The sequence below is a fragment of the Leuconostoc fallax genome (assembly GCF_004354645.1).
Taxonomy (GTDB): Bacteria; Bacillota; Bacilli; order Lactobacillales; family Lactobacillaceae; genus Leuconostoc_B; species Leuconostoc_B fallax.
Genome location: NZ_PUFI01000005.1, coordinates 258512 through 281426 on the forward strand (window position 1 = coordinate 258512; position 22915 = coordinate 281426).

The following is a 22915-nucleotide window of genomic DNA, read 5'->3' on the forward strand; positions in this document are numbered from 1 at the left end:
AAATGTCACTCACACAATTTGGAAATCACCCAAAAGAAGAACTTTCATTAGTTGAGATTGCGGTCGCAATTCTTAGTGAGCATAGAGAACCAATGCAGTTTTCTGCCTTGGCTCAAGAGATACAAGAGTTTTTAGATGTTGATTCAGAATCATTCAAATCACGTTTATCACAATTTTATACAGAACTTAATACTGATGGCTCATTTATTTCGTTAGGTAATAACGAGTGGGCATTACGTGCATGGTATCCTGTGGATGCTATTGACGAATCAATTCATGAAATTGATGACGAAGTTGAATTACCTAAGCGTAAAAAGACAGCCAAAAAGGTCAATGTCTTTGCAGACAGCGCGAGTGACGATGATGTTATTGATTATAACGATGATGATCCAGAAGATGATGATTTTGGCGAAACTTCAGAAGACGAGCATACTGATACACATGATGCGAGTGATGACGAAGAGACAGAAATTGATTCTGATGATAATGCCGAATCAATCGATGACAATTTAAATGAATTGGCTGGAACAGATGATTTAGATGACTTAGGCGATGGAGATGAAGAGAAATAAGTTTTTCTTCTGCTTAAGTACTTGACAGGCTATCATTTAGTACGTATAGTATAATAGGGCTCCCATTTAATGGGAAACATTGAAAAGCTCCCAAGCTAGACTTGGGAGCTTTTGTAGTTGTAACACCATGTTCCCGCGTATCGACTATCAAAGGAGGAATAGCGTTTCTCATTAATCGTTTGTATTTGTTGTTAAAGTCATACAAATGATTAATTTAGCGCTTTTAGTTTATGGCAAACAAGCAAGTTAAGTATATATTTGTGACAGGTGGCGTTGTTTCATCTTTGGGTAAAGGAATAGTCGCTGCTTCGCTCGGCAGACTATTAAAAAACCGTGGCTTGAAATTGGCCATTCAAAAATTAGACCCCTATATTAACATTGATCCAGGGACAATGAGTCCTTACCAGCACGGTGAAACATTTGTTACCGGTGATGGCTTAGAAACAGATTTAGATATGGGTCACTATGAACGTTTTATAGATATTAATACCAATATGTATTCAAACGTGACGACAGGTAGAGTTTATTCTGAAGTCCTAGCAAAAGAACGCCGTGGTGATTATAATGGTGGTACTGTTCAAGTGATACCACATGTAACAGATGCCATTAAAGAAAAAATGCGTCAAGCAGCTGAATCAACAGATGCTGATGTGGTTATCGTAGAAGTTGGTGGTACTGTTGGTGATATTGAGAGTCTACCATTCGTAGAAGCACTTCGCCAAATGAAAACAGACTTAGGTTCGGAAAATGTTTTCTATATTCATACCAGCTTAATTGTTTACTTAAAGGCGGCAGGTGAAGCTAAGACGAAGCCAACACAACATTCTGTTGCACAATTACGTTCATTGGGTATACAGCCAGATATGTTGGTGTTACGAACAGAAAAGCCACTTGATGAGGGCTTGAAAAATAAGCTTGCGACGTTCACTGATGTGCCAAATGACGCCATTGTGGAGAGTTTGGATGTCGACACGCTTTATGAAATTCCACTGAACTTACAAGCACAAGATATGGATGATGTGGTATTAGAAAAGCTTAATATTGATGCACCAGAAGCTGATATGACTGACTGGGCTGCAATGGTTGACAATATCAAGTCACCTAAGAGCACAGTAGATATCACATTGGTTGGAAAGTATACCGATCTGCCTGATGCCTACATTTCAGTGAATGAGGCATTAAAGCACGCAGGTTATTCACAAAGTACAGAAGTTAATATTAATCATATTAACGCTGAAAGTGTTAACCAAGATAATGTTGCTGAATTGCTACATGATGCTAATGGTATCATTGTGCCTGGCGGATTTGGACCACGTGGTACAGAAGGTAAAATCCAAGCTATACGTTATGCACGTGAAAATAATGTCCCATTCTTGGGTGTTTGCTTAGGTATGCAGTTAGCTTCTGTAGAATTTGCACGTGATGTATTAGGTTATCAAGATGCTAATTCAACAGAATTAAACGCTGACACTTCTGCGCCAATTATTGATTTGATGAAGGATCAAGAAGGTGTCGAAAACCTTGGTGGTACTTTGAGATTAGGCCTTTATCCTGCACAGTTGTTACCAGGAACAGTTACAGCACATGCATACGGTGATCAAGACATCATCCAACAGCGTCATCGTCATCGTTATGAATTTAATACACAATATCGTGAAGAGTTTGAGAAAGCAGGCATGGTATTTTCTGCTACATCTCCAGATGATCGTTTGATGGAAGTGATTGAATATCCAAAAAATGATTTCTTCGTTGCAGCACAATATCATCCTGAATTCTTAAGTCGTCCTAATCGTCCTGAAGGGCTATATCATGACTTTATACAGGCTTCAATTAAAGCCAAGTAACGCACGTTAGGGGCAAACTTTCATTGTTATCGTTTGAGTCTCTTTATTAAAGTATGTATAATAGAACGCGGACTACAAGAATATAGGAAAGTTTTATGGCAAAAATAATTATCCACGGTGGTAAACGCTTACGTGGGGAAGTCACCATTGGTGGTGCAAAAAACTCTACAGTTGCACTTATACCTGCAGCTATTTTGGCAGATACACCAGTAAAATTTGATACAGTACCACAAATTTTAGATGTTAAAAATTTGCAATTAATTTTATCAGCAATGAACGTTACATCTGATTTTAATAATGGTGAATTAGAAATTGATCCCACTAATATTCGCGAAAGTGAATTGCCAAGTGGTGCAATTAAGTCACTTCGGGCATCGTACTATTTCATGGGTGCATTATTAGGAAAGTTTGGACGGGCAACTGTCACTTTTCCTGGTGGGGATAACCTTGGGCGTCGACCAATTGACCAACATATCAAAGGCTTTAAAGCCTTAGGTGCTAAAGTTTCTGAAAATAATGATATTATTCACATCGATGCTACTGAGAATGGACTAGTGGGTGCTAGAATTTTCTTAGATACAGTTTCTGTTGGTGCTACAATTAATATTATCTTGGCGGCTGTGCGGGCCAAGGGGCAGACGATTATTGAAAACGCAGCACGTGAACCTGAAATTATTGATATTGCAACCTTCCTAAACAATATGGGTGCAAACGTTCGTGGTGCAGGTACTGATGTCATCCGTATCGCTGGTGTACCACATCTAAAAGCGCGTAATACGCATACAATTATTCCAGACCGTATCGAAGCTGGGACATACATGAGTATGGCCGCTGCGATGGGGGATGGGGTTTTAATTAAAAATGTTATCCCAGAACATCTGGAATCATATATATCAAAATTAATAGAAATTGGCGTTAATATAGAAATCGATGAAGATCAGGTTTATGTTTATAAGTCTGATAACCTTCATCCAGCACATATTAAAACCTTACCGTTCCCTGGATTTGCAACAGATTTGCAACAGCCCATCACCCCTTTATTGATGTTAGCTGAAGGTGAAAGTACCATTACGGATACTATTTATCCTAAACGTGTCCGTCATATTCCAGAACTACGACGTATGGGTGGAGATATTGATTCAGCTGTTGCCGGTGAAATTATCGTGAACCAATCAAAACGATTGATTGGAACCGACGTACAAGCAGCAGAGATTCGCGCCGGTGCAGCGCTGATTATTGCAGCACTAATGGCAAAGGGCACAACAACGATTCATGATGCTGATCATATCTTACGTGGATATGACCGTATTGCTGAAAAGTTAACAGATTTGGGTGCTGAAGTATCAATTGAAGGTATTGATTTAATTAACCTCATGCCATAACTTGATTACTATTTTATGGTATGTTAAAATAATCTAGTTAATAACTGACTCTGTCATTACTGAAAATGCAGGGCGCTAAGGAGAAATGAACAATGCAAGCAGGAATTCATCCAGAATATCAAGCAGTCGTATTCGTTGATTCAACTACTGGTAAGAAGTTCTTATCAGGTTCAACATTGACATCAAACGAAACAACAGAATTTGAAGGTAAAGAATACCCAATGATTCGTATGGATATCACGTCAGATTCACATCCATTCTACACAGGTAAGCAAAAGTTTACTCAAGCAGATGGTGCGGTCGACAAGTTCAACAAGAAGTATGGTTTGAAGAACAACTAATTGTTGTGAAAGCGTTCACGCGAGTGGACGCTTTTTTTGTTAACATGAATTAAATCTTTAAAGGAATGTACATGGCAAAAACAATTGTTCCAGTAAAATTACATCAGACACTAGAAGTTGATATTGTAGATACCACTATTGGTGGTATGGGAATTGCTCAAATTACACCGACTTATCCACTTTATTTAGCAGATGCGATTCCAGGTGAGCGCGTACTGGCAGAGGTCATTCAGGTAGATAAATTATCAGGATACGGCCGAATTATCGAAAGAGTAAAAATATCTAGTCAACGTATTGATGCGCAGCGCCAGTATCTTATTGACGCTGGAACCGCACCACTTGTTAATTTTTCTTACACAGCACAGCTTGAGTGGAAAAGACAAAAAGTGCAGACGTTATTTGAAAAAGCTAATATCAACGTTAATGTGGCTGAAACCGTTGGCATGGCACAACCAAGTTATTATCGAAATAAAACAATTGTGCCAACAAAATGGCAAAATCAACAGTTGCAAACTGGTTTTTTCAAAAGAGGAACGCATGAGCTAGTACCAATGACTGATTATTTTGTGAATGATCGAAAAATTGATGAAGCCATTGTTATTGTTCGGAATGTATTAGAGAATTATCAAATTAGTGCTTTTGATCCAGACACTCAAGAGGGTGCTATTCGCTATATTATGGTGCGCCGTGGTTATTATAGTCATGAGTTGATGGTTGTCTTGGTATCTAACCAGGCTGAATTAGTACATGAACAACAAATCATTCGTGATTTACAAGAGCAATTACCTGAATTGAAAAGTTTGATCTTTAATTATAGTCCTAAAAAAGATTATGTTTTATTAAGCCCGCATAATCGTACGTTATGGGGTGAAGCAGCTATTCATGATACGTTACTAGGATTAGATTTTATTATTGGTCCCAATTCTTTCTATCAAGTTAACCCCATCATGACAGAAAAGCTTTACACTTTGGCAGCACAAAAAGCACAATTAAAGCCAACTGATATTGTCATTGATGCGTATTCTGGTATTGGCACAATTGGTATTAGTGTTGCCAATAAGGTTAAACAAGTGCTAGGTGTAGAAGTAGTTGCTGGTGCGGTAGCTGATGCACAATTAAATGTGGATACGAATCATATTGATAATGCTACTTTTTTGTTAAATGATGCGCCAGAACAAATGGCACTATGGCAAGAGCAGGGTATAAAGCCAGATGTTATTTTTGTTGATCCGCCACGAAGAGGTTTAACAAAATCCTTAATTGATTCAGTAGCTGATATGGCACCAAAACGCTTTGTCTATATTAGCTGTAATCCAGTTACCCTAGTTCGCGATACTGCAGAAATATTGACTAAGGGTTATCATATTGAAGGAGACGTGCAAACAGTTGATCAGTTTCCACAAACATCACATATTGAAACGATTGTTGTTTTTACACGCCATCATGAATCATGATAAAAAGATAGTAGTCTAAAGGACAAATGATGAATATTACGTTAGAAAAATTAGCTGAAGTTTTGAATGCACCATTTCAAGGAAAAGATAGTGTGGCTATTAGCGGTGTTGCTTTTGACTCACGACATGTCAAAGAGGGACAACTATTTATTGCTTTAGTAGCTGAAAATGATGGGCATGATTATATTGAGAATGCGTTAGCTAATGGTGCTCATGCAGTATTAGTTGATAGCCAGCATCAATTAAAAGAGGACTGGCCTGCTGTAATTGTTGATGATACGCTCGTTGCCATGCAAAAATTAGGCCAGTGGTATCGTCATCAAGTTAATCCAAAGGTCGTTGCGATTACTGGTTCCAATGGTAAAACAACAACGAAAGATATGGCAGCTGAAATTGCTAATCAACAGTATCGTACATTCAAGACACCTGAAAATTATAATAATGAAATTGGTGTACCAATGACGTTGTTGTCGATGCCAGAATCTACGGAAGTGCTAATTGTTGAACTAGGAATGGATCGTCCAGGACAATTAACTGTCTTATCACATTTAGTAGAACCAGATATTGCGATTATTACGATGATTGGCGAAGCGCATATCGAGTTTTTCAAGACACGTCGCAATATTGCAAAGGCAAAATTAGAAATTATTAATGGGTTAAAAGCTGAAGGAACACTAATTATTCCAAATGATGAGCCCTTGTTGACACAAGAAATATCTCATATTGAACAGCATGTCAAAACATTTGGCACAATCGATGCGGATGTTAACGCCACAGACATTAGTGTTGAAAATAATCAATCTCAATTTAATATTAATCAGCAAAAATTTGCAATTCCTATGTTGGGTCGGTATAATATTATGAATGCGCTCGCAGCGATTACAGCGGGTAACTTATTACATATTGATTTAAAAAACGCCCAAAAAGCACTATTAGATTTTGATCTAACCAAGAATAGAACTGAAATTTTACACACAACTCACGGTGTGACAATAATTAGTGATGTTTATAATTCAAATCCCACGGCTGTGAAAGCCGTCTTGGCAACATTAGTTAGCCGAGAAGTACAAGGCAAACGTTATGTTGTATTGGGAGATATGTTGGAACTTGGTCAACAAGCTGGTATAATGCATGCTGGTTTAGCAGAGTCAGTGCAAGAGTCTCATATTGACGGCGTTTATCTAGTAGGAGAATTGATGAGAAAACATCTTTATCCTATTTTGCAAAAGCATTTTGATCAAACGCAATTGCACCAATATGCAAAAGACCAGTTAGACGATTTAGTTTCTGATTTAAATAAGCTCGGCCAACAAGGTGATGTCATGCTATTAAAGGCAAGTCATGGGATACATCTAGAGAGGGTTGTAGACGAGTTAATGAAGTAATTGAAGTTTTTATGACTAAAGGGGTATGTCGTGAAACGTAGGCAATTTCGGCAAAAGCCAAAGCGCCGATTACGATTAGCAAGTATTATAGGAATAATCATTGCTCTGATCGTACTAACAGCGGGTGGCATTTATATTTATAGTAGTGATGTTGTGCAATCACCACATCGCAAAACTAAGGTTAAAGTACAGCAAGTTACAAAACAACCCAAACAACCGGTTTCAGCGCGTCAGATAAAATCACTGCAACAAGATGTAGCACCTACAGATGATTTAGCACGCCATTTCGATCAACAATTACAGCAACATCAATATATTGGTACCGCACTTGTCGTTCATAATCATCGTATTATTTTACAAAAGGGCTATGGCTATGCTGATGCGAAAACGAAACGATTAAACAATGCGATATCTTTGTTTCAATTTGCTTCGCTACAAAAAAGCTTAACTGCTTTGATGATCATGCAACAAATTGAAAAGGGCAAACTGAGTTTAGATACACCAGTCAGCAAATTTTATCCTAAAATTCCTAATGCTAACAGTATTACTATTAAGAATTTATTGACAATGACCAGTGGCCTGAAGGACTCCGGTACATTGAAGGGGATGACGTTAGATGAACGTGATGTTCAGCAAGTGATTGCAACGGCTGTTATTCATCAGGTACCTGATAGCGGACCGTGGGCATATCGTATGATTGACTATAAGATTCTCACAGGAATCTTGCGTCATGTAACACGTGAAAGTTATCAATTATCCATTGATGATTTATCGCAGCAGGGTGTTATTGGTTTAACAGATTATCAGCATTTTATAATTGATAAAAACAGGACGTATTCTTATCGTCAAAATTATCAGTTAGTGAAAGATAATCCAGTTGCTTATTCTCATGAAACAGGTACTGGTAATTATGCTACAACAACTGGTATGCTCTATCATTATTATGATTTGTTATTAAATTGTAAGTTGTTAAAACCAATGTTTTGCCAAGAAATGTTAACACCTTTGCCAAATGAAAAGTATGCGGCGGGGTTATATAACAATGGCGACTACTATAGTGCACACGGTATTATTAGGGGATATGAACCGTGTGTGGTATTGTCAAAGAACAGCAAGGACGCCGTTATTTTATTAAGTAACCAGAATTATAAAAAAAATACATGGCAACCACTTGCAAAACGATTATTTACAGAAATGACAGCTATTCCGACTAAGTAGAATAGGGTCAGAGGAGAAAATTTTGAAATTTAACGAATTAGGTCTATCTCAAGAATTACTACAATCAATCGCTGAACATGGCTATGTTGAAGCAACGCCTATTCAAGAAAAGACAATTCCATTAACATTGGTTGGTAAAGATGTTATCGGACAGGCTCAAACAGGAACGGGTAAGACAGCGGCGTTTGGTTTGCCTATTTTGGAACATATTGATTTGAATAATAAAAATATTCAAGCGTTAATTGTTTCACCTACTCGTGAATTAGCCATTCAAACAGCTGATGAATTGAAAAAGTTAGGCCGTGATAAGCATGTGGATGTTCAAGTTGTCTTTGGTGGTGCTGATATTCGCCGTCAAATTCAAAATTTGAAGTCACATCCACAAATTTTAGTTGGAACACCAGGCCGTTTGCTTGACCATACTAATCGTAAAACAGTTAAATTAGATCACGTTAACACTTTAGTTTTGGATGAAGCTGATGAAATGTTAAACATGGGATTCTTGGATGATATTGAAGCAATTATCGAAAAGACACCCGCAACACGTCAAACATTGCTATTCTCTGCAACTATGCCGCCTGCAATCAAGCTCATTGGTGTTAAGTTCATGACGAATCCTGAGCATATCCAAATTGAAGCGAAAGAATTAACAACAGATTTGGTTGATCAATATTTCGTACGTGTACGAGAGAATGAAAAGTTTGATACAATGACACGTATCTTCGATGTTCAAGCACCCAAGTTGGCCATTGTGTTTGGTCGTACAAAGCGTCGTGTTGAAGAATTAGCGCGTGGACTAGAAGCGCGTGGTTATCATGCAGCAGGTTTGCATGGAGATTTGACACAACAAATGCGTTCACGTGTCTTGGCACAATTCAAGTCACATGAAATTAATATTTTGGTTGCTACTGACGTTGCAGCACGTGGATTAGACGTGAAAGATGTCTCTCATGTTTATAACTTTGATATTCCACAAGATCCTGAAAGTTATGTTCACCGTATTGGCCGTACTGGTCGTGCGGGGGCCGAAGGTGTGTCTGTTACATTTGTAGCACCAAATGAAATGGATTACTTGCGTGCCGTTGAAAATTTGACTAAAAAGCGCATGACACCGTTAGAGCCTGCGACATTGCAACAAGCTCGAGTAGGTAAAATTAACAATGCGGCTGGAGAAGTAGCTAAGTTAATTCAATCAACTGATGTATCAGAAATTCAAGACCAAGTGAATGCACTGACTGAAAAGTATTCAGCAGAGCAATTAGCAGCAGCATTGCTTTCAAGTGTTGCGGATTTGGAAAAGCAAAATACACCTGTTGAAATTACACGCGAACGCCCATTACCACGTCGTCGTGGCAATGGCCGTGGTGGCAATAGTCGCCAACGTGATGGCCGTGGCGGTGGTAATCGTCGCAATTCATCACGTAATGGTGGTGGTCGTGACCGCCGTAGTAATGGTGGCGATCGTGACCGCCGTAGTAATGGTGGCGATCGTGACCGCCGTAGTAATGGTGGCGATCGTGATCGTCGTCGTGATGGTGGTGATCGTGACCGCGATCGTCGTGGTAGTAGCAATAATGGTGATCGTCGTTTTGGTGACTACCGTCGTCGTGATGGTCGTTCAGCATCTCGTCAAGGTCGCTCAGCGAATCGTGAATTTACAATTCGTGATAAAGACTAAGCACTTACTGTATAATGAATTTAACCATCCAATTAATGGATGGTTTTTATTTTAGGAGTAAAATCATGGTTCACTTTAAAACAGTTGATGATGCGATTTCATTTATACATAGTCGTCCGAATACTGGACATAAAGTTTCACTAGAGCGAATGTATACTTTGTTAAAGGCCTTAGGAAATCCTAATGAAAAGTTACCACCAGCTATTCATGTTGCAGGAACGAATGGTAAAGGTTCTGTATCTACAATGTGTAGTTATATTTTAGCCGCACAAAATAAACGAGTTGGGTTATTCGTATCGCCGTTCATTATTGATTTTAGAGAACGCATTCAAATTAATAATCAATTTATTGAGCCAGAAGATTTGAGACAAGTCACAGAGGATGTTGCCAATGTTTTAAAACAAGTAGATGAAAAACTGTATCCGGATATTTCGGTGGAATTTGAAGTCTTAACCGTAATTGCTCTAACTTATTTTTCTCGACAATCATTGGATGCGCTTGTCGTTGAAGTTGGTATTGGTGGTAAGTACGATTCAACTAATGTTTTATCACAAGCTAAAGTGGCAGTAATCACGAGTATTGGTTTTGACCATATGAAAATGTTGGGTGATACAATTCCCAAGATTGCGCAGCAAAAGGCTGGTATTATTCATAATGGTATGCGGGTTGTTATTGGAAAACTACCAGAAGCAGCACAACAAGTCATCTCTGAAGTTTCCGATCAGCCACCTATTTCTGGTAAAATAAATGAATTTGATGCAACTTTACCCGGAGAATTTCAGCATATGAACACAGCAACTGCAGTTGCTGCTGTCCGTGCATATGATGCAACAATTGATGATGCGATAATTAGACGTGGGTTGGATATGGTAACGATTCCAGCACGATATGAAATCGTAAAGCAGGCACCAATAACAATATTGGATGGGGCACATAACGCTCAAGGAATCGAGCAACTTGTATTATCGCTCAGATATCAATTTCCAAATCAAAAAATAACATTAATTATTGGTAGTCTGGCTGATAAAAATGTAGCTGATACATTTACGAATATTTTAAGCCATACTAATTTTAGGTTGATATTAGTACCTTTTGTAGGGCCTAATGGGCGGCATGGTTTAGATATTCAAGAAACATTAGTTCAACATCAGCAAAATAAGCGCCTTATATTTTTTGATAGTTGGCAAACAGCCTATCAACACGTCGGTCATGATGAGGTAGTTGCTTTAACTGGGTCTTTGTATTTTGTTAGTGAAGTTCGAAAATCATTAAAATGATAACAACATATTCATCATGAGTTTATTCATATCTCTCGTATCATAGCTTAGAGGTGAATAATGATAAGTGAATCGACTGTACAATCAGAAACAATACTTCAACAGATTGAAAATTTTTATAATTTATTGCGTCATCCTGACACAACAACTGCGCTTAATCAATTTAAGCATTATTTTCCGAGTCCCTGTGATTTAAAAGATATGAGTTATGATGATATTCAAGATTTTATTTCACATTATCCCAATTATAATCGCGCGTTATTAGTCGGCATTGAAATTGGTAAGTGTGTAGCCAAAGCATCTCGGCCAAAGTTACTGAATGCGCGACATTCAGTAGAAATGGGCGAATTCTGTCAGCAACAGCTTGGTAATCTGAAACAAGAACAATTATGTCTCGCAGCATTGGATGCCCAATTAAATATTATTAATTGGGAAGTTGTATTTGTCGGTACATTGACTCACGTTCAGGCCTCGCCACGTGAAATATTTCAAAGATTACTACGGACAAATGCTTATGGCTTTATGATTGTTCATAATCATCCCAGTGGGAATCTAAAACCTTCCAAGGCTGACATTCAATTTAGTCAAAAGTTAGTGACGTTGGGTCAGCAAATGGATATACATATGTTTGATTCTTTTATTGTGAGTTGTGATGGTTACTGGAGTATGTCTGAGAATCAACAGCTTAAAATTGCGGATGTCATACCCACACATTAATCGTGTAAAAATGTACAAATGATGTACTAAAATATGCTACAATACTATAAGTTAAGGACAAAAGAGGGCAAATATCGTGGCATTTTCATTTGGACAACGAAACGTTGGTATCGACTTAGGAACAGCAAATACATATGTATATATTGAAGGTCGTGGGATCGTACTACGTGAACCTTCTGTTGTAGCACGTAACACACAGACTAATGAGGTCGTTGCGGTTGGAACAGAGGCCAAAGAGATGCTTGGACGGACACCTGCTAGTATTGCGGCAATTCGACCTATGCGAGATGGTGTCATTGCGGATTATGATACAACGGTCGCAATGATTCGTTATTATTTACAAAAAGCATTGGGTGGTCGTATTGGTAAACCGTATGTTACGGTTGGCGTACCATCCGGTGTTACGGCAGTTGAACGTCGTGCCGTTATTGATGCTGCGCGTGTTGCTGGTGCACGTGATGCTTATGTTATTGAAGAGCCTTTTGCTGCTGCTGTTGGTGCAGGACTACCCGTGATGGATCCTACTGGATCAATGGTAGTAGACATGGGTGGTGGTACAACGGATGTTGCGACTATTTCATTAGGCGGTATTGTATCCAGTCGATCAATTCGTATTGCTGGTGATAAGTTAGATGAAGCAATTGCTAACTTTGTACGCAATAAATATAATGTTACCATCGGGGAACCAACGGCTGAACGGTTAAAAATAGAAATTGGAGCAGCTTCATTGGAAATGGCAAGAACATTATCTAGTGCATCTGTTCGTGGCCGTGATTTACTAACTGGTTTACCCAAAACAATTGACGTTACAGCTGAAGATGTTGCAGTGGCCATTCAAGAGCCAGTACAAGAAATTGTGGCAGCTATCCGAGAGACGTTGGAAGCAACACAACCAGAGCTAGCTGCCGATGTTATTGATCATGGTATGGTCTTAACTGGTGGTGGTGCATTGTTAAGAGATTTGGATCGTGTGATACAAGAGGCAACCAAAGTTGCTGTCTTAATCGCCAATGAACCTTTAGATGCAGTAGCAATTGGTACCGGTGAAGCTTTAAAGTCTATTGACGTCATGCGTCAGAATTAATATTTTGTATTTTCACTAGCGTGGCGCTTGCGCTACGCTTTTATTTTTATAGGGAATGAATTATTTTAGATAAAGGGGCAAATAATGCGGCGAATATTCTCATCACGCAGTGTAGTTGTAGCCATGGTTGTATTTCTTGTGGTTGTAGGTTTGATAACAGGATCTAATTGGTTTGCAAAACGAACTAATACGCCACCTTTTCTACAGAGGTTTAGCAATGATTTGGCCGGTGGAGCAAGTCGTATATTAGCTGCACCCACAAATGCGATTGGCAGATCAGCTAATAGTATTGGTAATTTATTATCAACATTTGAAGAAAATAAAAAACTAAAATCGGAAGTGGATCAGTTTGCTCAAGATAAGGTGAGACTACAAACTGTTGAAGAAGAAAATAAATCATTAAAGCAACAATTAAAGTTAAAAGCAACTTTAACTGATTATCAAACAGTGTCAGCGGTAACTATTAGTCGCTCACCAACAACATGGCAATCGCAGTTAGTCATTGATAAAGGTACTAATTCTGGTCTTAAGAAAGGAATGCCTGTTTTAGCAGGATCTGGTATTATTGGTCGTATTAGTGAAGTCAACACAACTAATGCAAAAGTCGCATTGATTTCTGATACAAGCGATTCAGCGAACCGGTTTGCTATCACGGTTAAAGGTGATGATGGCGATGTTAATGGTATCGTAACAAGCTTTAATCGTGAAAAGAATCAATTAATTATGGGCCAAGTTACCTCCGATAATAAAATAAAAAAGGGTGATCTCATCCAAACATCTGGTTTAGGTGGTGTGATTCCGAGTGGCTTATTTGTTGGAAAAGTTGCCAGTGTTGCTAAAGATGATTATGGTTTAACTAAGAAAATTTATATTGAACCAGCTGCAGATTTGGGTAATATTACAACGGTTATGGTTGCAGTATCCAAAATGGGGGACAATTAATGGCGTTCTGGCAATTTACACGTTTGAAATTTGTTTATCCGGTTATCCTGTTAATTTTATTCTTCCTAGATGGTACGCTAATGTCTGCCCTAGGTGGTTATTTTACGCACTTCCCATTCCATATTTTACCAATGCTAACATTTGTTTGGTTATTTTTTGGTATTCAATTTAAAGTTTATCAAGACATCCCATTTTGGTGGTATGTATTATTGATTGGTGTGATGTTTGATGCTTATTATACCGGTATCTTTGGGACATATATTATTGCGTTTCTATTGGGTACGTTAATAATGAAACAGTTACACTATTGGTTAGATGAGAGAATTATAGCGGGTCTATTACTATTGTTAATCGGTATCGTTGTTTATTTAATCATCACCTATTTTGCAGGCTTTATTATTGGTATTGCTAATATTTCATTGCTTAATTTCTTAATTTATCAGCTTGTGCCAACCGTTATATTGAATGTTTTTATAGGCGCAATTTTCTATTATCCGACATGGTCTTTTTTCCAAGTTTTAAATTAATGTTGACAAGTTATAAAATTTTAGTAGAATAAGAGTATATTAAAAATCGTTGAACAGAAGAGTAATTCTTATCTTGTTATTAGAGAGCTTATGATTGGTGAAAATAAGTACTAGATAAGAACGAACCACATCTGTGAGTGTGTGATTGAATGAAGTAGATTACATCGGCTGGTGCCCGTTATAGCACACAGTCTTAGACTTATTGAGTTCATCATAGTGATATGGTGTTGCTTAAAGAGGTGGAACCGCGTTCGAACGCCCTCTTGATGTTAACGCATCAGGATGGCGTTTTTTGTTTCATAATAACATGAGACTGTATGAGATACTTTATGTGAGTGAAGTATAAATTGGGGTGGGAACACGCAACGGCGTCCTCTTATGGTTTTTTAAACTGTAAGAGGATTTTTTAATACAATTAGATTGAAATGGAGTATATTATTATGGCCTATCTTTTAGAAATATTACCAAGTCTGTTAAATGGCTTACAATCAACCCTGGGTGTTTTCTTTGTCACTTTAATTGGGTCAATTCCTTTAGGCATTCTCGTTTCATTGGGTTTGCGTTCAGAATTTTTTACAATTCGATGGCTGTTAAATGGTTATATTTGGATTATGCGTGGTACGCCATTATTACTACAACTTATCTTCATCTATTATGGTTTAGGTATGATGGGTATTTCTTTTCCGAGATTCGAAGCGGCCGTTATCGCTTTTATCATTAACTACGCAGCATATTTGGCTGAAATATTCCGTGGGGGTCTTCAGTCAGTACCCAAGGGCCAATATGATGCTGCTAAGGTATTAGGATTTAATAAAATTCAAACATTCTTCAAAATCATTTTGCCACAAGTCATCAAAATTGTCGTACCATCTGTTGGAAATGAAGTGATTAACTTAGTTAAAGACACTTCATTAGTTTATGTTATTGGTTTGGGAGATATCCTGCGTGCAGGAAATATTGCTGCCAGCCGTGACGTGACATTGGTTCCGTATTTACTTGTTGGTTTGCTTTACTTGTTAATGACAGCGATTGTGACTTTGGTTTTGCGCAATAGTGAAAAGCGTTTAAACATTTGGAGGTAAGAAGAAATGTTAGAACTGAAAAATTTAACGAAACAATATGACACAAATATGATTTTCAAGAATTTGAATTTAACAGTTCCTGATGGTGAAGTATTGAGTATTGTTGGGCCATCAGGTATTGGTAAAACAACGCTTCTCAAAATTGTAGCTGGCCTAGAGACAGCCAATGCTGGTGAAATGTTTTTGGACAACAAAGCAGTGAGTGTTAGCGAGGAACGAAATACTGCTGACATTGGTTTGATCTTCCAAGATTTCAACCTTTTTCCAAACTACACAGTATTGGATAATGTGATGTTAGCACCAATCACTGTACAGAAAATGGCGAAAGATCAAGCCAAAAAATTAGCTAGAGAATTGCTACATTCTTTAGGATTGTCAGATAAGGAAAAATTATTTCCGTATCAATTATCAGGTGGGCAAAAGCAACGTGTTGCAATCGCACGTGCATTAGCCATGCAACCTCAAATATTAGCTTATGATGAACCAACAAGTGGTTTGGATGAGCAATCGACCTATCAAGTTGCTGAGATCATTAAAGATCTCAAAAAGAAGAATGTGACGCAATTGGTGATTACACACGATGAGCCTTTTGCCAAAATGATTTCGGACCGTGTCTTTGATTTTGCGACAGAAGTTGAGCGTTAATCTAGGGAGAAGAGATAATGAAAAATAAAAAAACATTGGTTAACAGTATTATTGGTTTAATCGTTATTATATTGATTGCTTTTGGTGTTTACAGTTTTACAAAATCAGATAATAAAAGTACAACAACAGAATCTCAAAAGCAAAGTGATAGTTGGAACCGAATTAAATCAGACAAGCAAATCACTATTGGTTTAGATGATACATTTGTACCTATGGGCTTTAGAAATAATAAAGGTAAGTTAGTTGGCTTTGATGTTGATTTAGCGAATGCAGTCTTTAAGGAATTAGGTGTTAAGGTTAAGTGGCAGCAAATTGATTGGTCAATGAAAGAAACTGAATTAAATAACGGTAACATTGATGCCATTTGGAATGGTTATACTATCACTGATGCAAGAAAAAAGAAGGTTGCCTTTTCAAATCCTTACTACAATAATACCCAGCTCCTTGTTACTTTGAAGAAAAACAATATCAATAGTTTTTCTGATATGAAAGATAAGGTTTTGGGTAACCAAACTGCTTCGAGTGGTGATGAAGTACTCAATGCACAACCTAAGGTTTTAAGAGATTATATTAAAAATCAAAAGGCTGTCGGATATGATACTTTTGACAAAGCATTTAATGACTTGAATGCGGGACGTATTGATGGTTTGCTGATTGATGAAGTTTACGCACGATATTATGTCGCACACCAATCTAATCCAGATAATTATACAATTACAACCGGTGGCTTCCCTGTCGATAAAAACGGTGTTGGTTTCCGTAAGTCAGATAAGCAATTACGTCAGAAGGTTAATGAACAACTAGCTGCATTTAAAAAAGATGGCCGTATGGCACAGTTAGAGAAAAAATGGTTTGGTAAAGCACAGTAAGCATGTTGGTGCGTTAAAATAATCTTGGAAAGTTGAATGATAAGCTTTCTAAGGTTATTTTTATTTGTCATCATATGATTTTGAAAGTTCGAAAATAAATGATTGACCCAAAAATTATGAGCAGATACGATAGTTAAATAAGCGATGAGGATAATATGATATGCGCATGCTTATCTAAACTTTAAATGCTATCCATGGGGCTAAATGACCCACTTGATGCTATGCAAAATAAATCGCGTAAGCTATTTAAATAATAGGATGTATTTCCCATATTAATGCATTTTTTTTTGCTGTATTCCATGCTAAAAACTGGTAGACTGGTATTATTGTATAACAGTAAATCACCAGATAGGAGTTTAACAAAATGCTAGCAGAAACCGTTATTATAATTATTGTCGGCATTTTATTAATTAACGTTATTGGTGCAATTTTAACTGTTTTTAGTGAGAAAAGAGATATTGCAACAATTTGGGCTTGGTTATTAGTCTTGTTACTGTTGCCAGTACTAGGATTTGTTATTTTTTACTTTGCGGGTAGTCGAATATCGAACAAAAAAATTTTTCGATTAAGAACGCAAGAACAGCGTGGACTGGAACAAATTGCCAATAATCAACGTCGTGTTTTGTTAAAAGCAGAGAAGTTATTGCCTATTCCAATTACGGCTACTGAATTAGTTAATCTCTTTTTAAAAACTAATAATGCTATGCTAACGCGAGGCAATGACATTCAAATTTTTCAAACAGGTCAAGAAAAATTTGACGCGCTTTTAGCAGATATCCAAAAAGCCAAACACCATATTCATTTGGAATATTTCACAATTTTTGATGATAATATTGGTCAAAAGTTAATTCAGTTATTAACACAAAAAGCACGCGAAGGTGTCGAAGTTCGTATTATTTATGATCAGTTTGGTTCTCATGGCCGGCACGACAGATTATATCGCCCGTTACGTCGCGCAGGGGGAATTGCTATCCCTTTTTTGATGCGTCGTTTTCAATTATTAGCACTAAGATTTAATTTTAGAATTCATCGTAAAATTGCGATTATTGATGGCAAAATCGGTTATATTGGTGGTTTCAATGTTGGCGATCAGTATCTTGGCGAATTCACTAAATTTGGTAACTGGCGCGATACGCATTTGAGAATGGATGGGGATGCTGTGTTGTCGATGCAGAGCCGATTTTTAATGGATTGGAATGCAACAGCAGAAGCTAATGAACTATTAATTGATACTGCGCAATATTTTCCTGAAAATATCGAATTACCAGGTAAATCAATGGTACAAATTGTTACCAGTGGACCAGACAGTCAAGTGAATCAAATTAAGCAAGGTTTCATGCGAATGTTTGCTTCTGCTAAGCAAGAAATTATTATCCAAACACCGTACTTTATACCTGATTCGCCAATATTAGAGACTTTAGAAATTGCTTTAATGTCAGGTGTTAAAGTTAGATTAATGATTCCAAACAAACCAGATCATCCTTTTGTTTATCGTGCTACCCAATACTATGCTAAAGAATTGATTAATTGGGGCGCAGAAGTATACCAATATGAAGGTGGCTTTTTGCATAGTAAGGTTGTCATCATTGATAATGAGGTAGCAACCGTCGGTTCAGCTAATATGGATATTCGGTCGTTCTCACTGAACTTTGAAGCTAATGCATTTATCTATGATCGTCAACTAGCAACCCAATTGGAATTACAGTTTAATGAAGATGTCGCACAGTCCTTACAATTGACGCAAGATTACTTTGATCAACAGTCAATTTGGATGAAATTCAAACAAAAATTTAGTAGGTTATTCTCCCCAATTCTATGAAAAAAATACAATTATCCGATGGTGTTAACTTAGTTGTGATACCCACCACACAATTTAAAACTTTAAACATATCAGTAGATTTTACAGCACAACTCGCGACACAAAATATTAGTGAACGTGCATTATTATCTTATGTACAATCAGCAAGTGCGAAAGCTTATCCAAACCAACAAGATGTTGCACAAAAATTAATTGATTTGTATGGGGCGCGGTATCAAACAGATGTTATGCGGTTTGGTCAGACGCATCATGTGCGTTTTGACTTACAATTACCCGCACCGAGCTATATCGGCGAACAAACACAATTATTAGCTTCAGCATTTGACTTCTTAGGAGAGATGATATTTTCCCCTAAAGTAAGTGAAAACCAGTTTGATCAACAGATATTTGCTAAAGAACAACAAAGTCTATGCAATGAATTGGCCAGTCTTCGTGATGATAAGCGGCGTTATGCGATGTCTCAACTTAAAGAAATTACTTTTGCTGAAGAAGAAATGACGCTGTCTAGCTTAGGGCGAGCGACAGATGTATCGCAAGTTACGGCTGCTTCATTATATGAAGCATGGCATAAAATGGTGATGACCGATACAATAAGTATTATTGTGCTAGGAGATATTCAAGCATCGCATATTTTGGAATTAGTGAGTCAGTGGCCGCTAGTTTCTCGAAAACCAAAAGTTGTTAAACCATTTTATCAACCACATTTGAGAGAATCCGTTATATCTAAGTCAGAAGGACAATCAGATATTAATCAATCTATTTTAACCTTGGCCTATCATTTGAATATTCCAGCTAATGATAGTCGTCGATTTACAGCTTTGATTTTAAATGCGTTATTTGGTGGATCACCGCTTTCAAAACTCTTTACTAATGTCCGTGAACAGCAGTCATTAGCTTATAGTATCTTTTCAAGCTGGCAACAAGATACTGGCTATTTGACGGTATTAGCTGGTGTAGATAAAGCACAAGTTCAAAGTGCTGATGAGATGATTCAACAACAATTACAAGATATACAAGCCGGCAACATCGATCTGGATGTCCTAGAGGCAATTAAAGCAAGTACAATTAATGATTACTTGAGTCAGCAAGATTCACCAGCTCATCAACTTGAAAAGAACTTTGCGCGCTTATTAACAGGGCGACAAACAACAGCCGAGCAATGGATTAATTATGTGCAAAATGTAACACCGCAAATGGTCCAGCAATTATCACAAGAAGTAATACTACAAAACCGATTTGTACTTTTACCTGAGGGATAATATGAAAACAAAAAAATATACACAATTAAAAGAAAACGTTATTGAAGATGTATTACCTAATGGTTTACGTGTTTCATTAGTACCAAAAAATAATTATCATAAAACTTTTGCAGTTATCACAACAGAGTATGGTGCATTAGACATGGCTTTTCAAATTAATAATGAAGAACCTATCATTATTCCGCCCGGGACAGCACATTTTTTAGAACATAAATTGTTTGAAAAAGAAGATGGCGATGCTTTTGCTGGATTTGGCGCTTTAGGTGCAGATGCGAATGCTTTTACGAATGCATACCAAACGAGTTATTTATTCTCCACGTCTCAAAATTTTTCATCAGCGTTGTCATACTTACTAGATTTTGTTCAGGCACCTTATTTTACACAACAAACAGTGGCTAAAGAACAAGGGATTATAGGGCAAGAAATTCAAATGTATGCTGATGATCCAAATTGGAAAGTTTACATGGGTTTATTGAACCTAATGTATCCTGATACGGCATTGGCGACAGATATAGCTGGAACGCAAGCATCTATTGCATTAATTACACCGGAACTCCTATATCAAATTCATCGTGCTTTTTATCAACCATCTCAATTACATTTACAAATTGTTGGGCGCTTTGATCCAGATGAAATTTTAGCATTAATTCATCAGAATCAAGCACAAAAAGTCATTGAATCAGTAGATGTTAAAAAAATAACAAATGAGATTAATGCTCCTCGAGAACAAAACATGACAGCATCATTTTCTGTAGTACGGCCAAAAGTTGCTTTTGGTCTGCGCATACAACATGATATCCTTAAAGGTAAGGCAGGCGCTAAAATGTCTGAGGTCGCTGACATTGTTAATGATATGCTATTTGGTGAACAGACCGATTGGTACCAGTCATTATATAGTCAAGGTATTATTGATACTGAATTTAGTGTGTCTTATGACTTGATACGTGAATATCAGTTTGTTAGTATTATAGCTGAAACAACTGAAATTGTAGCGTTAACAGAGGCAATTCAAAAGCGTCTTGATCAATATCAAGAAGTGCTACTAGAAAGTCGCGAATCTTTTGAACAAATACGACGCGCGACATTAGGAGAGGGTATACAAAGACTCAATTCGCTAGAAAGCATTGCATTACGTGGAGATGATGTTTTATTTGGCATTAATTTATTTGATCAAGTGATGTTAATACAAAACTTAACATTTGAAGATATTTTGACAGGTGCGGAGATATTGTACCGCACAGTACATTTACAACGGTTTATACTACAACAGCAGTAGTATAGATATGATAGGACGAATATGAGCGAATCACTAAATAGTAAACATATTGGTGAACAGCTAAAGGCTGCGCGCCAATCAAAAAACTTAACACTAGACGATGTTCAGAAAATGACTAAAATTCAATTGCGTTATTTGGAAGCGATTGAAAATGACAATTTCAGTAGGCTCCCTGGTGATTTTTATGTGCGTGCTTTTATTAGACAGTATGCACTTGCTGTTGATATTCATCCCGAAGAATTATTGGGTGATCAAGCGCCAGCTTCAATATCACGTACGAGTTCATTGAGTCGTGCGCATCGTGACAAGGATGATATTGTGCGTGCTCGAAATCAACATAATAGTTCGGCGGTTGGTAGTTTAATTTCTCATCATATCGCCAAAATATTATGGATAATTTTGGTGTTGATTGCGTTGGGTGTCATTTGGTTTATGACAACACATATGAGTGGAACGACAGATAATTTAGATAATAATCAGGTATCTGTCACAACATCGTCTGTCGATAAAAAATCATCTACTACATCGTCATCAAGCAAAAAGCAACAGAGTAGTACTAATACATCAAAATCACAATCTAAACTTCGCTTAAGCAAACCACAAATTAATACTGCTTTACAAACAACGACGTATAGTATTAAGAATGGTGCAGATAAGACGCATCGTGTTAAAATTGTCGGCCAAAACGGCGCAACAGCAGTTAAGGTGAATACAGATGATAGCACAATCTTACTTGACCAGACGTTGACTGCAGGCGAAGAACAAACAGTAACCATTCCAAGTAGTGCCAAGGCATTTAATGTACAGTTCACTAATGTTGCAAATGCAAAATTAACGGTTGATGGTAAATCTGTGACCATTTCGGGGAATACGACAATATTTTGGAATGTATTATTTAATCTAAAGGACTAAAGGTTGTAAAAGAATGAATTTACCCAATAAATTAACAATATTCAGAATGATTTTAATTCCAGTCTTTATTTTAGTACTGTCTTTGCCTTATGAGTGGACGACACTTCATTGGTTGGGTGCGTCTGTCCCAACCAACTGGCTGTGGGCTGCTATTATTTTTGCAGTCGCTTCTTTGACTGATTTCTTGGATGGGCAAATTGCAAGACGACAACATTTGGTTACGAATTTTGGAAAGTTTGCGGACCCATTAGCGGACAAATTATTAGTCATTACAGCTTTGATTTTCTTAACAAGTTTCGGTATTGTACCGACGTGGATGACTGTTGTTATTGTTATTAGAGAGTTAGCGGTTACTGGTTTACGTACACTTATTGTTGAAAATAACGGAAAAGTGTTAGCAGCTCAGATGCCAGGTAAAATTAAGACATTCTCACAAATGTTTGCGATTTTCTTTTTGTATATGCATAATTGGCCACTTTCAGTTGTCAACTTTCCAATTGGAGAAATTCTCTTATGGATTGCAGTTATTTTTACTATTTATTCAGGTATTGATTATTTTTGGCAAAATCGTAATGTTTTTGCTGATGGACTATGAGCGCGATAAGCGCTTTTTTCGTATAATAATATAGACA

Annotated in this window: 21 protein-coding genes and 1 other annotated feature; all 21 genes read left to right on the forward strand. The window is 37.3% G+C overall.

Annotated elements, in window-relative coordinates; all coding sequences use genetic code 11:
* Positions 1 to 2 precede the first annotated feature (2 nt).
* The 21 genes from rpoE to pgsA all read left to right on the forward strand — a co-directional run bounded on the left by rpoE (position 3) and on the right by pgsA (position 22878).
* On the forward strand, positions 3 to 572 hold the full coding sequence (gene rpoE, locus C5L23_RS01845; RefSeq protein ID WP_010008777.1) for a DNA-directed RNA polymerase subunit delta: 570 nt from the start codon (positions 3 to 5) through the stop codon (positions 570 to 572).
* 230 nt (positions 573 to 802) lie between these two features.
* Positions 803 to 2416 (forward strand): CTP synthase, encoded by a 1614-nt coding sequence (locus C5L23_RS01850; protein WP_010008774.1) that lies wholly within the window; start codon positions 803 to 805, stop codon positions 2414 to 2416.
* Between the two features lie 95 nt (positions 2417 to 2511).
* Entirely contained in the window at positions 2512 to 3798 is a 1287-nt protein-coding gene (locus tag C5L23_RS01855) for a UDP-N-acetylglucosamine 1-carboxyvinyltransferase (RefSeq protein WP_010008773.1), read from the forward strand.
* Positions 3799 to 3890: 92 nt separating this feature from the next.
* Positions 3891 to 4139: a type B 50S ribosomal protein L31 gene (locus tag C5L23_RS01860; RefSeq protein ID WP_010008772.1), complete on the forward strand. Its 249-nt coding sequence runs from the start codon at positions 3891 to 3893 to the stop codon at positions 4137 to 4139.
* Positions 4140 to 4210: 71 nt separating this feature from the next.
* Positions 4211 to 5593 (forward strand): 23S rRNA (uracil(1939)-C(5))-methyltransferase RlmD, encoded by a 1383-nt coding sequence (rlmD, locus tag C5L23_RS01865; protein WP_010008769.1) that lies wholly within the window; start codon positions 4211 to 4213, stop codon positions 5591 to 5593.
* 29 nt (positions 5594 to 5622) lie between these two features.
* Positions 5623 to 6978, forward strand: coding sequence for a UDP-N-acetylmuramoyl-tripeptide--D-alanyl-D-alanine ligase (locus C5L23_RS01870; RefSeq protein WP_010008766.1), 1356 nt, complete (start codon positions 5623 to 5625; stop codon positions 6976 to 6978).
* Positions 6979 to 7008: 30 nt separating this feature from the next.
* Positions 7009 to 8196, forward strand: a complete 1188-nt coding sequence (locus C5L23_RS01875) for a serine hydrolase domain-containing protein (protein WP_133264198.1) — start codon at positions 7009 to 7011, stop codon at positions 8194 to 8196.
* A 22-nt stretch (positions 8197 to 8218) separates the two neighbouring features.
* Entirely contained in the window at positions 8219 to 9874 is a 1656-nt protein-coding gene (cshA, locus tag C5L23_RS01880) for a degradosome RNA helicase CshA (protein WP_010008764.1), read from the forward strand.
* Between the two features lie 65 nt (positions 9875 to 9939).
* Positions 9940 to 11151: a bifunctional folylpolyglutamate synthase/dihydrofolate synthase gene (locus C5L23_RS01885; RefSeq protein ID WP_010008763.1), complete on the forward strand. Its 1212-nt coding sequence runs from the start codon at positions 9940 to 9942 to the stop codon at positions 11149 to 11151.
* A gap of 60 nt (positions 11152 to 11211) precedes the next feature.
* On the forward strand, positions 11212 to 11868 hold the full coding sequence (locus C5L23_RS01890; RefSeq protein ID WP_010008761.1) for a JAB domain-containing protein: 657 nt from the start codon (positions 11212 to 11214) through the stop codon (positions 11866 to 11868).
* A gap of 76 nt (positions 11869 to 11944) precedes the next feature.
* Positions 11945 to 12952 (forward strand): rod shape-determining protein, encoded by a 1008-nt coding sequence (locus C5L23_RS01895; protein WP_010008759.1) that lies wholly within the window; start codon positions 11945 to 11947, stop codon positions 12950 to 12952.
* A gap of 84 nt (positions 12953 to 13036) precedes the next feature.
* The gene (gene mreC, locus C5L23_RS01900; RefSeq protein ID WP_029508738.1) at positions 13037 to 13894 is read left to right on the forward strand and encodes a rod shape-determining protein MreC; all 858 of its coding nucleotides are present in this window, start codon (positions 13037 to 13039) and stop codon (positions 13892 to 13894) included.
* Complete coding sequence (gene mreD, locus C5L23_RS01905; protein WP_010008756.1) at positions 13894 to 14421, forward strand: rod shape-determining protein MreD; 528 nt, start codon at positions 13894 to 13896, stop codon at positions 14419 to 14421. The genes mreC and mreD overlap by 1 nt, the downstream gene beginning before the upstream one ends.
* Positions 14422 to 14461: 40 nt before the next feature.
* Positions 14462 to 14687, forward strand: a binding site (T-box leader).
* A 174-nt stretch (positions 14688 to 14861) separates the two neighbouring features.
* Positions 14862 to 15503, forward strand: a complete 642-nt coding sequence (locus C5L23_RS01910) for an amino acid ABC transporter permease (RefSeq protein ID WP_010008755.1) — start codon at positions 14862 to 14864, stop codon at positions 15501 to 15503.
* Between the two features lie 6 nt (positions 15504 to 15509).
* The gene (locus tag C5L23_RS01915) at positions 15510 to 16148 is read left to right on the forward strand and encodes an amino acid ABC transporter ATP-binding protein (RefSeq protein ID WP_133264199.1); all 639 of its coding nucleotides are present in this window, start codon (positions 15510 to 15512) and stop codon (positions 16146 to 16148) included.
* A 17-nt stretch (positions 16149 to 16165) separates the two neighbouring features.
* On the forward strand, positions 16166 to 17017 hold the full coding sequence (locus C5L23_RS01920; RefSeq protein WP_133264200.1) for an amino acid ABC transporter substrate-binding protein: 852 nt from the start codon (positions 16166 to 16168) through the stop codon (positions 17015 to 17017).
* Positions 17018 to 17381: 364 nt separating this feature from the next.
* Positions 17382 to 18836: a cardiolipin synthase gene (cls, locus tag C5L23_RS01925; RefSeq protein ID WP_133264201.1), complete on the forward strand. Its 1455-nt coding sequence runs from the start codon at positions 17382 to 17384 to the stop codon at positions 18834 to 18836.
* Complete coding sequence (gene yfmF, locus C5L23_RS01930) at positions 18833 to 20095, forward strand: EF-P 5-aminopentanol modification-associated protein YfmF (protein WP_133264202.1); 1263 nt, start codon at positions 18833 to 18835, stop codon at positions 20093 to 20095. The genes cls and yfmF overlap by 4 nt, the downstream gene beginning before the upstream one ends.
* Before the next feature lies 1 nt (position 20096).
* A complete protein-coding gene (gene yfmH / locus C5L23_RS01935) occupies positions 20097 to 21371 on the forward strand; it encodes an EF-P 5-aminopentanol modification-associated protein YfmH (protein ID WP_133264203.1) in 1275 nt (424 codons plus the stop codon).
* A 21-nt stretch (positions 21372 to 21392) separates the two neighbouring features.
* Entirely contained in the window at positions 21393 to 22283 is an 891-nt protein-coding gene (locus tag C5L23_RS01940) for a RodZ domain-containing protein (RefSeq protein WP_010008751.1), read from the forward strand.
* Between the two features lie 13 nt (positions 22284 to 22296).
* Positions 22297 to 22878: a CDP-diacylglycerol--glycerol-3-phosphate 3-phosphatidyltransferase gene (pgsA, locus tag C5L23_RS01945; protein WP_010008749.1), complete on the forward strand. Its 582-nt coding sequence runs from the start codon at positions 22297 to 22299 to the stop codon at positions 22876 to 22878.
* Positions 22879 to 22915: the final 37 nt, after the last annotated feature.